Below are 12,150 nucleotides of genomic sequence, written 5' to 3' on the forward strand. Positions count from 1 at the left end.
TCTTTTTATAAAAATCAAATTAAAGTGTTTATATTAATGAATACCTTCACTATCTACTCTTTTTTGTTTTTTATTGCATATCTTTCCTCTTCTTTTTTCTAGTTCAGCTACAACAGCATCTATTTTTATACCCTTTGCAACCATAAGCACTAATGTATGGTAAAATAAGTCTGATATTTCTCCAACAGTCTCCTTATCATCATCGTTTTTGCTGCTAATTATTACTTCTGCACTTTCTTCTCCTACTTTTTTTAATATTTTGTCTATTCCTTCTTCAAACAAATAACTAGTATATGACCCTTCTATAGGACTAGCTTTTCTATCCTCAATTATCTTATAAAGTTCCTGTACTACATTAGTTTCACTCATTTTACAATTCTCCTTTTATTTTTATTTTAAACCCTTAGTTTCTATTATTGCTTTTTAGCTATACTTTTTCCTTCCAAATTTCTCTATAAAAACAAGTTTTATTACCAGTATGACAAGCTGCTCCAACTTGCTCTACTTTAATAAGAATTGTATCTCCATCACAATCAAAACTTATACTTTTTACATATTGAAAATGACCTGATGTTTCTCCCTTGTTCCACAACTTATTTCTTGATCTGCTAAAAAACCAAGTAGTTCCAGTTTCCATTGTTTTTTTAAAAGACTCTTCGTTCATATATGCAAGCATTAGAACTTCTCCACTACATTGTTCTTGAATAATTGCAGGTATTAACCCCTTATTAAATTGAATTTCTTTTATACTATCCAAATTAACCACCACATTTCTTTATTTTTTATTATTTACTTAAATTCTAATTTCTATATCTTTATGTTTAAGATACTCTTTTACTTCTCTAATGGAAAGTTCCTTGTAATGAAATAAAGAAGCTGCAAGAGCAGCATCTGCTCCACTTTTTTTAAAAACATCATAAAAATCCTCTATTTTCCCGCAGCCACCTGATGCAACTACAGGAATATTTACAATATCTGTTATTGCATTTATAAATTCTATATCATACCCTTGTTTTGTTCCATCAGCATCCATACTTGTTAAAAGTATTTCACCTGCACCTAGCTGCTCAACCTCTTTTGCCCATTTCACTGCATCTAGTCCCGTATTTATTCTTCCACCATTTATAACTACATGCCACCCTATATTGTTCTCATTCTTCTTTCCATCTATAGCAACAACAACGCATTGGCTTCCATATTTTTCTGCAGCCTGCGTTATGAGTTTAGGATTACGAATTGCAGCAGAATTTATAGAGATTTTATCAGCTCCAGCTCTAAGTATTTCTTTAAAATCATCTATACTTTTAATTCCTCCTCCTACAGTGAGTGGAATAAATACTTTCTCAGCAGTCCTTTTTATAACATCAATCATTGTTTTTCTTCCCTCATGAGTGGCTGTTATATCTAAAAATACGATTTCATCTGCACCTTCGCCGTTGTAGAACTCAGCAATTTCAACAGGATCTCCTACATCAGTTAAATTAACAAAGTTTATTCCTTTCATTACCCTTCCATTAGTTACATCAAGGCAAGGTATGATTCTTTTAGTAAGCATCTGTTAAGCCCTCCCCTCAAGTATTGCCTCTTCAAGCGATATATTGCCACTATAAAGTGCTTTTCCAATAATTGCTCCATAAATGTTCATTTTCTTAAGCTTTTTTATGTCATCAATACATTTCATGCCACCTGATGCAATAATATCACATGAAACCTCATCATTAATTTTTCCAGTTGCCTCAAAATTGGGTCCAGTCAAAGTTCCATCACGACTTATATCAGTAAAGATTATAGTTTTTATACCTATATTCTCCATTTGTTTTGCAAAATCTATATATTCAACTTTGCTACTTTTTTGCCAGCCTTCTACTGCTACAAAACCATCTCTTGCATCTATTCCAATTGCAATTTTATCTCCAAACTTTTTAACTGCTTCTTTTACAAGTGTCGGATTGTTTAAAGCTGCAGTACCAAGTATAACTCTACTTAATCCTTTGCTAATTAACATCTCTATAGTATCTATACTTCTAATTCCACCGCCAAGTTGAATAGGAATTTTCAAATCATTAATAATTTTATTTATACTATTCAAATTTTCAATAGATCCTCTTAATGCCCCATCCAGATCTACCATATGTAAATATTCTGCTCCCTTATTCGTAAAACTTAAAGCAGTTTGTAGTGGATCTTCCCCTACAACTTTCGCTGACATAAATTCACCCTGAAAAAGTCTAACACATTTTCCACCCTTTAAATCTATTGCTGGAAATATTTTCATTATACTACCTCCGCGAAGTTTTTAAGTAATTTCATCCCAAAATCTCCACTTTTCTCTGGATGAAACTGCAAACCGAATATATTGCCCTTACTTACAATTGCAGGTATCTTTTTCTCATACATACTATATGCATTTATAATACCCTCCTCACAATTTACTGCATAATAAGAATGTACAAAATATACATACTGATTTTCTTCTATGCCATTAAGTAATGGAGAGTTATTTTCAAAAGATAAGCTATTCCATCCCATGTGTGGAATTTTTATAGAACCCTCCAGTTTTATAATATTTCCTTTTAATAATCCAAGTCCAGGGCATTTTTCAACCTCACAACTTTCGTCAAAGAAGAGTTGCATACCTAGACATATGCCAAGTATTGGTTTTCCTTCTTTAGCAGCCTGTATAATTACCTTATCTATTCCAGTCTCTTTCATATTCTTCATCGCATCTGGAAAAGCACCTACCCCTGGAACAATGATACTTTTGCATTTAGATATTTCCTCAGCATCTGATGATATAATTGACTGTATATTTAATGACTTAAGTGCATTTTGAACGCTATTTAAATTTCCAACACCATAATCAACTATTGCTATCATAGTTTTCCTCCTTATAAAGATCCTTTTGTAGACATAACGCCTTTTATCCTTTTATCATATGTTAGGGCTTCACTTAATGCTTTTCCTAAAGCTTTAAATAAGCCTTCCACCATATGATGGTTATTTTTCCCGTATATAATCCTTGCATGGAGCGTTATCCCACTATTCATAGCTAAAGCCCTAAAAAATTCTTCCACCATTTCTGTATCAAAATCTCCAATTTTATCTACTGTAAAATCAGCATCAAATACCAGGTAAGGTCTCCCGCTTAAATCTAGTGACACTGTAGCCAGCGTTTCATCCATAGGTACAAAACTAGTTCCATATCGTTTGATTCCCTCTTTGCCTTTTAGTGCCTCCTTAATTGCCAGTCCAAGCACTATACCAACATCTTCAATAGTATGATGAGAATCTACAAATAAATCTCCTACAGCCTTAACATATAAATCTAGGAGTCCATGTTTTGCAAAAAGGGTTAACATATGGTCAAAGAAACCTATACCTGTATCGCCTTCAAAATTTCCAGACCCATCCAAATTTATACGTACCTCAATATCAGTTTCATTACTTTTTCTTGATATTTCTGCTTCTCTTTGAATCATATACCTCGCTCCTTTTGAAATGTTAATTGAATTTATATAATACCTCTTTTTTTAGATAATATTTTTTAATAAACAGTTGTTTTCTTCTCTACTTCCTATTGTTATTCTCAAACAGTTTACTAATTTACCAGAAGTATAACAACGCACATTTATACTTTGTTTTAAAAGTTTTTCTTTAATTTCTAAAGCATTTGAGACCTCAACTAGTATAAAATTTGCTTTAGCTTTATACAGCTTTATTCCATCAATATTGCTCAATTTTTCCCATAGGTAAACTCTCTCTGCAATTATGTTTTTAACATTGTTATATATTATTTCCGGTCTTTTTAGTATAATACATGCAATACTCTGAGTGATAGAATTCACATTATAAGGTGGCTTTACTTTTTTAAGTTCAGACATTAAAACGTTATTCGTAATCATAAATCCCAGCCTGATGGCTGCAAGACCAATTTTCGAACAAGTTCTAAGTACTATTAGGTTTTCATAAAAATCTATTTTATCTAAAATACTCTCGCCATAAAATTCAAAGTATGCCTCATCAATTACTACAATACATTTGCATTCTTCTATTATTTTAATAATATCCTCTCTTTTAATAATATTACCTGTAGGATTATCAGGATTAGATAAAAATACAATTTTAACCTTTTCGCTATTAGCCATGTTAATAAAACCTTTTACATCCAATTCTAATGCAGGTCCTAGTGGAAATTCAATTGGGATTCCTCCAGCAACCTTAGTATATAATCCATACATGGAGAAATCAGGGCTTTGCATTGCTACTTTATCCCCAGTATTTAAAAATGTATGAGCAATTATTTGAATGCACTCATCTGAACCATTTCCAGCCATTACATTTATATTTTTAACGTTAGCATATTTAGCATAAAGCGCACATACCTCAAGTGCCTCTGGATCTGGATACCTATTATAAATGGAATTCTCTATTACCTTGCCTATTTCTTTTCTAGTTTCAAAATCAAGGTTACTAAAACTTTCATTGGCATTTAACCTAACTTTATAATCAGTCCTACCTGCACTATATGATTCAAAATCACTTAAATCTTCTCTAAAAAAATCTTGTACCATTATTTAAACCTCACTTTAATCGAATTTCCATGAGCTGTAAGCCCTTCAACATCTGATAATTTTATTACCTTGTCCTTAACTTCGCTTAGTGCTTCCTTAGTATAATATATATAACTTGATTTTTTAATAAAATCATCTACAGATAATGGTGAAAAGAATCTTGCAGTTCCACTGGTTGGGAGAACATGATTTGGTCCTGCCATATAATCTCCTAGTGGTTCTGGAGCATACTCACCTAAAAATATGGAACCAGCATTTTTTATATCACCTAAATAATTAAATGGTTCACGAACCATTACTTCAAGATGCTCAGGTGCAATGTCATTTGCAAGTTCTATAGCTTCTTTTATATTTTGAGCTATTAAAATAACTCCATATTTCTCTAACGATTTCTTAATAATATTACACCTGCTCATATCTTTTATCTGTATTTCTAGCTCCTTAACTACCTTATTTGCAAGGTCTCTTGATGTAGTTATAAGCATAGCTGACGCAAGAACATCATGCTCTGCTTGAGACATTAAATCCGCTGCAATAAAATGTTCATTTGCAAACTCATCTGCAATAATTAATATTTCACTGGGGCCTGCGATCATATCAATGGCAACTGATCCAAACACACTTTTTTTGGCCATAGCCACATAAATATTTCCTGGTCCTACTATTTTATCTACCTTAGATATTTTTTCTGTTCCATATGCAAGTCCGGCAATCGCTTGTGCACCACCCATTTTGTAAATCTTATCCACGCCAGCTATATCTGCTGCAACTAGAATATTAGGATTCACAGTTCCATCCTTAAGTGGTGGTGTTACCATCACTAAATTTTCAACACCTGCAACCTTTGCTGGAATTGCATTCATAATAACAGATGATGGGTAAGCTGCAGTGCCACCAGGCACATATATTCCAACACTTTCTAGTCCTCTTACAGTTTGGCCTAAAATAGCACCCTTTTCTTTTGTCATCATCCAAGCATTTCTCTCTTGTTTTTCGTGGAATTCCTTAACATTTGCTTTTGAAAGTGTTATGGCATCTAAAAATCCTTGGTCAACCATTTTATACGCGTTTTTAATTTCTGCATCTGTTACAATAAAATTTTTAGAAGTAATATATTTACTATCAAATTTCTGAGTGTATTCAATTATAGCATCATCACCTCTAGTTCTTATATCTACTAAAATTTTATCTACTATAATATTTGCATCTTTTTGAACATCCTCCGTTCTTTTTTTTAAAAATTTCATATATTCTTTTCCATCAGTGCTATTTGCCTCTGTAATTTTTATCATTTTATCATCGCCTCATTTTTATCTACATATTGTTGAACCTTAACTATTAAATTACCTATCTCATCCTTTTTCATCTTCATGCTAGCTCTATTTACTATCATTCTTGCACTAATATCACATATTTTTTCTATAATAATCAATCCGTTTTCCCGAAGTGTATCCCCTGTTTCAACCAAATCCACAATTGCATCTGATAACTCAAGGATTGGAGCAAGTTCCACTGACCCATCAAGTTTTATAATTTCAACATCTTCATTATTTTTTTTAAAATATTCTTTTGCAACTGTTGGGTATTTAGTAGCTATTTTTTTACGATTATACCCATCATAACTTTTAAAACTTGGTAGTGCTGCAACTGCAAACATACATTTGCCAACCTTTAAATCTACTACTTCATAAAATTCTTTATTTTGCTCCATTAAAGTATCTTTTCCAACAATCCCAATATCTGCTGCGCCATGTTCTACATAAGTTAAAACATCTGTAGACTTAACTAAAACAAATTCTATATTGTTTTTTACATCCTTAAGAATTAATTTTCTTCCCTTATTTTTAAGATCTGTACAATCTATTCCGATATCTTCAAACATGGAAATAGCATACTTTTCTAATCTTCCTTTTGTTAATGCTATACGTATTGTTTTCATAGTTATTCCCCCAAAATATTAATAAACATATCTAAACCATTAATAAATTTTTCAGAACTTGTCTTAAAGCTTTTTTTACTTTTAGTTTCTATTAATTCAATTTTATCATCCTCTAATATACAAATCATTTTATCTATTCCCTTTTGCTGTGCATAAATTAAAGCTTTTTCCTTTTCTTCAAATAAACTTAATTCAGTGTTAAACCCTTTAACTCTAATTTTCTCTGCAACCTTATATGCACATGCTACTAAAGAATTTTCAAAATAAATCATGAATTTTTCATTAGCCTTCTCATTATCATTACCTTGCTTTGAAAGTACAGATTGAATATTGTCCACATCTATGGCAAATCCAACTGCTGGCATTGATGCACCAAATTTTGATATTAGGTTATCATACCTTCCTCCACTAATGATTGTCGTTCCTACTTCACTACTATATCCTCTAAAAGTTATCCCTGTATAATAATCAATATGCTGTACCATTCCTAAATCAATAGAAATATATTCACCAAGTCCTACACTTACTATACGCTCATAAATTTTCTCGATAGTATCAAGTGCTGCAAGCGCTCTCCTATTTTGAGTTAACATTCTCGCAGCGCAAAGTACTTCAATTCCACCAAACAACTCTGGCAATTTTTTCAAAGCCTCTAGATTTACTATACCAAATGTTGCTTCTTTATCATCTATAAATTCTCTTAAAGCTCCAAAGTTCTTATTTTCAACAAGACCCCTTAATCTTTCCATTTCTTCATAATCAAGCTCTATATCTTCAATAAGGCCCTTGAAAAACTCTGCTTGACCAATTTCGAGTTCAAATTTTTTTACTCCTATAGCAAGTAAAGCTGAAATAGCAGTTATTATTACTTCTGCATCTGCTTTTGGGCTTTCACTTCCAATTATTTCAATCCCCGATTGGGTCATTTCACTAACCTTTCCATTCCAGTCTTCATTTATTCTAAATATATTGCCGCTATAACATATTCGAAGTGGGTATGCTGAATCACGAAGCTTTGTCGCAGCAATTCTCGCTATTGGCATAGTCATATCTGGCCTTAGCACTAATATCCTTCCTGCATTATCAAAAAGCTTATACATTTTTTCCTGTTCAATTGATACGTCATCTCCCTGAAACACATCATAAAATTCTAGTGTTGGAGATATTACTTCTAAATAACCAGTACTTATATACAAGTTCCTAAGTGTATCTATAATCTTAATTTTATTATTACAATCCTCAAAAAGTATATCTCTTGAACCTTCCGGTATGTGTCTTTTCCAATTATTCATAATTCCAATCCCCCAATTTCACTTTATTACTTTATCACTTTAACGCTTCATCTTGTTAAAATATTACCATCTTTTTATGGGTAAGTCAACTGTTAATTTTTTAAAATTTCTATAATTTCGAAAAATTACAACAATTGATGTTTGTATTTTAAATTATTTCTTTAATCCAAACTTCTTTATAGGGCAATTATATCATTCACCCACTCTCCATTCTACGTTTAATACAAAATTTTCATACATTGTATTAAAACTTTCCCTACAATATAATATCAAGTTATTGATATTTAAAATTTATTGTGCTATTATTCATAAAGTCATTATTATTCAAGATAATGCATAATTATAAATTTCAATAAAAAATTTTAATCATATATAGCATTTTGCTAAAAAGGAGCTGTTACGGTGTGCCAAAAGGTGTTTTCGTTCAATTGTTAAATATTTGTAAGAGTTTTAATCAAGATAATCCTATCATTAAAAACTTAGATCTTGATATTAGGCAAGGTGAATTTTTAACCCTGCTCGGACCAAGTGGTTGTGGAAAAACTACTACCTTAAGAATGATTGCAGGTTTTGAATTACCTACAAGTGGCGAAATTGTAATCGATGGAGAAAATATTACGCAAAAACCACCTTATCTTAGGTGTGTTAACACGGTATTTCAAAACTATGCATTATTTCCTCATATGAATATCTATGATAATATAGCCTTTGGTCTTAAAATGAAAAAGATTCCAAAGAGTGAAATAAAAGATAATGTAAACAAGATGTTAAAAATGGTTCAACTTGAAGGTTTTGAAAATAGGATGCCCTCTATGCTAAGTGGTGGACAAATGCAACGTGTTGCTATAGCAAGAGCTATCGTAAACAAACCAAAAGTTCTTCTTTTAGATGAGCCCCTAGGTGCACTTGATTTAAAACTGCGTAAACAAATGCAATTAGAGCTTAAGCATCTTCAAAAAATTCTTGGAATAACCTTTATTTTTGTGACACATGATCAGGAAGAGGCGTTGACAATGTCTGACCGAATAGTTGTTATGAACAGTGGTGTTATTGAACAAATTGGGACACCTGAAGAACTTTATGAGCATCCTACAACTAAATTTGTAGCTAACTTTTTAGGAGAGACAAATATCTTAGAAGGTGAGATTATTAAATTAAAGGAAAACGAAGTTTTGCTTAAGCTTTATGAAGAAGAAGATATAATTAGGATACCTAACAATAATTATAATTTAGGTGATAAATTTATAGTTTCTGTTAGACCTGAAAGGATTAAAATAAAAGAAATTGTTGAAGAAGGTGACGTTTGGTTAATTTGTAAATTCAAAGAAAGAATTTATGTAGGTTCAACCATTAAAGTTATTATGCTTCTTAAAGACAATAAAGAAATTATAGTTAATGAGCCAATAGGACAAAATTTTGTATTTCTAAATGAGACAAAAAATTATTTTGTAACATGGAATCCTAATCATACTATAGTTATTAAGGAATAAAGGAAGTTTAGCAAATGAAAAATAAGAAATTAAGAAATTCTATAAATAAATATTTAACCTTAAATCTAAAATATTTAACAACAATTTCCCCTGCTCTCCTATGGCTGATAGTATTTTTTGTTATGCCACTTTTATTTATAGTTGTAGTAAGTTTTTCTACTAGAGGCGAAGTTGGTAACATCATATATAAGTTTACTTTAGGAAACTATATAAGGCTTTTAGACCCTCTTTATATTAATATTTTTCTTAAATCACTCCTAATAGCTATCTATACTACTATGTTATGTTTAATTTTCGGATATCCTTTTGCATACATAATAGCAAATGTTAATAAAAAATATAAACCCCTATTACTTTTACTAATAATACTCCCATTTTGGACTAACTCATTAGTTAGGACCTATGCAATAATAGTGTTGCTTAAAACAGAAGGAATAATAAATACACTACTATTACACTTTCATATTATAAATATACCTCTTAATTTAATGTATAACAATTTTGCGGTTATGATTGGTATGCTATACATGATGTTTCCATTTATGGTTCTTCCTTTATATACTTCCATAGAAAAACTTGACAAGAAAATATTAGATGCTGCATCTGACCTTGGAGCCAGTCCATTTTATAAATTCATTAAAATTATTATTCCACTTACTAAAGGTGGTATCGTATCAGGTTCTATTTTAGTTTTTATTCCTACCCTTGGACTTTTCTTTGTAACTGACCTTATGGGAGGTAGTAAGGTAATCCTTATGAGTAATCTAATCAAAAATCAGTTCCTTACTGCAAGAGATTGGCCCTTTGGTTCTGCTATATCAGTTATTTTAATAATTGTTATGTTATCTGTTATTTTATATAGCACAAAACTAACTGGAACTAAAGGAACTAAGGAGGTATTATAAAAATGAAAAACAAAAAAATAAATTCGCTGAAATTTTTATATTTGATTCTAATATTTATGTTTTTATACATACCTATTATAGTACTTATCGGATTTTCCTTTAACCAGTCAAAATTAAATGTAGTTTGGACCGGGTTCACATTTAAATGGTATGGTAATCTACTCCATAATGCCAGCATATTAGATGCTGTTAAAAACTCATTTATTATAGCTATAATTAGTACAATAATTTCTGTAATTATAGGAACCTTGGCTGCCATTGGAATGTATAGATACAAATTTCGCGCTAAAAAGTTGGTTGACGCGATACTTTATGTCCCTTTAGTTATACCTGAAATAGTTATGGGTATATCCCTACTTGCTTTTTTTTCTATAGCAAAGATCCCTTTAGGTAGAGTATCTCTAATTATTGCCCATGTTACTTTCAGCATAGCTTATGTTGTAGCCGTGGTTAAAACTAGACTTGACGGCTTCGATAGTTCTGTTGAAGAAGTTGCTATGGATCTTTACGCTACGCCTACAAAAACTTTTTCTAATATAACTCTACCGATTATTATGCCAGGTGTTATTGCAGGCGCATTACTTGCTTTTACTTTATCTCTTGATGATGTAATAATTAGTTTTTTTGTAGCTGGACCTGGCAGTGTCACCTTGCCTCTTAAAGTTTTTTCTATGGTAAAATTTGGTGTTACACCTGAAATTAATGCTCTTTCAACACTACTAATATTTTTAACTATTATAATAATTTGTTTTGCACTTTTAATTAGAAATGTAAATGTAAATATTAAAAAGATTGAAGCTATAATAACTTCCATTTTTATTGTGTTTGGAAGTATTAGTGGTGGTATATTCACTTATGCTAAACACAATGCGGAGCCTAAGGAAGTTTTAAATGTTTTTAACTGGTCTGAATATTTACCACAATCCGTTATAGATAAATTTGAACAAACCTATAATATTAAAGTAAATTATAGTACTTTTTCATCAAATGAAGAAATGCTGGCAAAAATTATGGCTGGTGGTGGAAATTACGATCTAACAGTAGCTAGTGATTTTATGGTTGAAATATTAAGTAAACAAGAACTTATAACCCCGATAAATAAAGCTAGTTTAACAAATTTAAGCAATATAGGACCTCAATATTTAAACCTCCCCTTTGATCGAGGTAATAAATATAGTGTCCCCTATATGTGGCTTGCAGGGGTAATCTCCTATGACAGTTCAAAAATCTCTGAAGGCACAATAAAGGGATATAAGGATCTTTGGAAACCTGAATTTAAAAATTCTTTAACTGTACTTGATGATGAGAGAGCTATAATTGGAATGACGCTTAAGATGCTTGGATATCCACTAAATGAGACTAATCCAGTAGCTCTTAAAAAAGCAAAAGATGCACTTATAAAACTTCAGCCTAACATAAAATCTTATGATAGTGATAGTCCTAAAACAAGTCTTATAAATGGAGAATCAAAAGCAATGTTCGCCTGGGGAGCAGAGGGGAATCTGGCTCATAGTGAAAACCCAAATATAAAATACGTAATCCCAAAAGAAGGACTATTTCTTCAACAAGATAACTTTGTAATTCCCAAAGCTGCGAAAAATGTTAAAGCAGCGCAGCTTTTTATGAATTTTATAATGCAGCCTGAAATAAGTGCTGAGATTTCTCATAACTTCCCTTATGGAAATCCTAATGTAGCAGCATACAAATATATCGATAAAAAAATACTAAATGATAAAGCCGTTTATCCTCCAAAAGAAGTTGTGAAAAAGGGTGAATACTTAAAAGATATAGGAAAATCAGTAACAGATTTAGATAAGATATGGACAGAAGTTAAATAAGTAAAGTGGCTAGGTTTTTTTAAAACCCTAGCCACTTTATTATTCACCATTTTTTTATTCGAAATTATACACCTTCAATATCATCTGCATACTATTTTTTTCAAAGGATACACTA

At 31.2% G+C, this 12,150-nt stretch carries 13 protein-coding genes; 3 read left to right on the forward strand and 10 right to left on the reverse strand.

The features are described from left to right. Window positions 1–33: 33 nt before the first annotated feature. Genes hisE through KPL37_RS05240 form a run of 10 tightly spaced genes read right to left on the reverse strand, consistent with a single transcriptional unit; the run spans window position 34 to window position 7,802 of the window. Window positions 34–369 carry a phosphoribosyl-ATP diphosphatase gene (hisE, locus tag KPL37_RS05195; RefSeq protein WP_216146356.1) on the reverse strand — a complete coding sequence of 112 codons (336 nt, stop codon included), beginning with the start codon at window positions 367–369 and terminating at the stop codon, window positions 34–36. 58 nt (window positions 370–427) lie between these two features. Next, a complete protein-coding gene (gene hisI, locus KPL37_RS05200; RefSeq protein ID WP_425514028.1) occupies window positions 428–766 on the reverse strand; it encodes a phosphoribosyl-AMP cyclohydrolase in 339 nt (112 codons plus the stop codon). Window positions 767–793: 27 nt separating this feature from the next. After that, window positions 794–1,555, reverse strand: a complete 762-nt coding sequence (hisF, locus tag KPL37_RS05205; RefSeq protein ID WP_216146358.1) for an imidazole glycerol phosphate synthase subunit HisF — start codon at window positions 1,553–1,555, stop codon at window positions 794–796. A 3-nt stretch (window positions 1,556–1,558) separates the two neighbouring features. Beyond that, complete coding sequence (gene hisA, locus KPL37_RS05210) at window positions 1,559–2,275, reverse strand: 1-(5-phosphoribosyl)-5-[(5-phosphoribosylamino)methylideneamino]imidazole-4-carboxamide isomerase (RefSeq protein WP_216146359.1); 717 nt, start codon at window positions 2,273–2,275, stop codon at window positions 1,559–1,561. Further along, window positions 2,275–2,877, reverse strand: a complete 603-nt coding sequence (gene hisH, locus KPL37_RS05215) for an imidazole glycerol phosphate synthase subunit HisH (protein ID WP_216146360.1) — start codon at window positions 2,875–2,877, stop codon at window positions 2,275–2,277. The genes hisA and hisH overlap by 1 nt, the downstream gene beginning before the upstream one ends. Before the next feature lie 11 nt (window positions 2,878–2,888). Beyond that, window positions 2,889–3,479: an imidazoleglycerol-phosphate dehydratase HisB gene (gene hisB / locus KPL37_RS05220; protein WP_216146361.1), complete on the reverse strand. Its 591-nt coding sequence runs from the start codon at window positions 3,477–3,479 to the stop codon at window positions 2,889–2,891. A 51-nt stretch (window positions 3,480–3,530) separates the two neighbouring features. Next, window positions 3,531–4,571 (reverse strand): histidinol-phosphate transaminase, encoded by a 1,041-nt coding sequence (hisC, locus tag KPL37_RS05225; protein WP_216146362.1) that lies wholly within the window; start codon window positions 4,569–4,571, stop codon window positions 3,531–3,533. Next, window positions 4,571–5,863, reverse strand: a complete 1,293-nt coding sequence (gene hisD / locus KPL37_RS05230; protein WP_216146363.1) for a histidinol dehydrogenase — start codon at window positions 5,861–5,863, stop codon at window positions 4,571–4,573. The genes hisC and hisD overlap by 1 nt, the downstream gene beginning before the upstream one ends. Further along, window positions 5,860–6,510, reverse strand: a complete 651-nt coding sequence (hisG, locus tag KPL37_RS05235; RefSeq protein ID WP_216146364.1) for an ATP phosphoribosyltransferase — start codon at window positions 6,508–6,510, stop codon at window positions 5,860–5,862. The genes hisD and hisG overlap by 4 nt, the downstream gene beginning before the upstream one ends. A 2-nt stretch (window positions 6,511–6,512) precedes the next feature. Further along, window positions 6,513–7,802 carry an ATP phosphoribosyltransferase regulatory subunit gene (locus KPL37_RS05240; RefSeq protein ID WP_216146365.1) on the reverse strand — a complete coding sequence of 430 codons (1,290 nt, stop codon included), beginning with the start codon at window positions 7,800–7,802 and terminating at the stop codon, window positions 6,513–6,515. Window positions 7,803–8,206: 404 nt separating this feature from the next. On the opposite strand from KPL37_RS05240, the gene KPL37_RS05245 reads away from it, so the two are divergent. Genes KPL37_RS05245 through KPL37_RS05255 form a run of 3 tightly spaced genes read left to right on the forward strand, consistent with a single transcriptional unit; the run spans window position 8,207 to window position 12,035 of the window. Then, on the forward strand, window positions 8,207–9,292 hold the full coding sequence (locus tag KPL37_RS05245; protein WP_216146366.1) for an ABC transporter ATP-binding protein: 1,086 nt from the start codon (window positions 8,207–8,209) through the stop codon (window positions 9,290–9,292). Between the two features lie 14 nt (window positions 9,293–9,306). Continuing rightward, complete coding sequence (locus KPL37_RS05250; RefSeq protein WP_216146367.1) at window positions 9,307–10,197, forward strand: ABC transporter permease; 891 nt, start codon at window positions 9,307–9,309, stop codon at window positions 10,195–10,197. Window positions 10,198–10,199: 2 nt separating this feature from the next. Next, a complete protein-coding gene (locus tag KPL37_RS05255) occupies window positions 10,200–12,035 on the forward strand; it encodes an extracellular solute-binding protein (protein WP_216146368.1) in 1,836 nt (611 codons plus the stop codon). Window positions 12,036–12,150 lie beyond the last annotated feature (115 nt).

It is taken from the genome of Clostridium frigoris, from assembly GCF_018861865.1.
Taxonomy (GTDB): domain Bacteria; phylum Bacillota; class Clostridia; order Clostridiales; family Clostridiaceae; genus Clostridium_AD; species Clostridium_AD frigoris.

What these genes read in the sequence shown, in the direction of transcription:
- hisE (WP_216146356.1), bottom strand. Translation starts at nt 369, where the DNA reads ATGAGTGAAACTAATGTAGTACAGGAACTTTATAAGATAATTGAGGAT.
- hisF (WP_216146358.1), bottom strand. Translation starts at nt 1,555, where the DNA reads ATGCTTACTAAAAGAATCATACCTTGCCTTGATGTAACTAATGGAAGG.
- hisA (WP_216146359.1), bottom strand. Translation starts at nt 2,275, where the DNA reads ATGAAAATATTTCCAGCAATAGATTTAAAGGGTGGAAAATGTGTTAGA.
- hisH (WP_216146360.1), bottom strand. Translation starts at nt 2,877, where the DNA reads ATGATAGCAATAGTTGATTATGGTGTTGGAAATTTAAATAGCGTTCAA.
- hisB (WP_216146361.1), bottom strand. Translation starts at nt 3,479, where the DNA reads ATGATTCAAAGAGAAGCAGAAATATCAAGAAAAAGTAATGAAACTGAT.
- hisC (WP_216146362.1), bottom strand. Translation starts at nt 4,571, where the DNA reads ATGGTACAAGATTTTTTTAGAGAAGATTTAAGTGATTTTGAATCATAT.
- hisD (WP_216146363.1), bottom strand. Translation starts at nt 5,863, where the DNA reads ATGATAAAAATTACAGAGGCAAATAGCACTGATGGAAAAGAATATATG.
- hisG (WP_216146364.1), bottom strand. Translation starts at nt 6,510, where the DNA reads ATGAAAACAATACGTATAGCATTAACAAAAGGAAGATTAGAAAAGTAT.
- KPL37_RS05240 (WP_216146365.1), bottom strand. Translation starts at nt 7,802, where the DNA reads ATGAATAATTGGAAAAGACACATACCGGAAGGTTCAAGAGATATACTT.
- KPL37_RS05250 (WP_216146367.1), top strand. Translation starts at nt 9,307, where the DNA reads ATGAAAAATAAGAAATTAAGAAATTCTATAAATAAATATTTAACCTTA.
- KPL37_RS05255 (WP_216146368.1), top strand. Translation starts at nt 10,200, where the DNA reads ATGAAAAACAAAAAAATAAATTCGCTGAAATTTTTATATTTGATTCTA.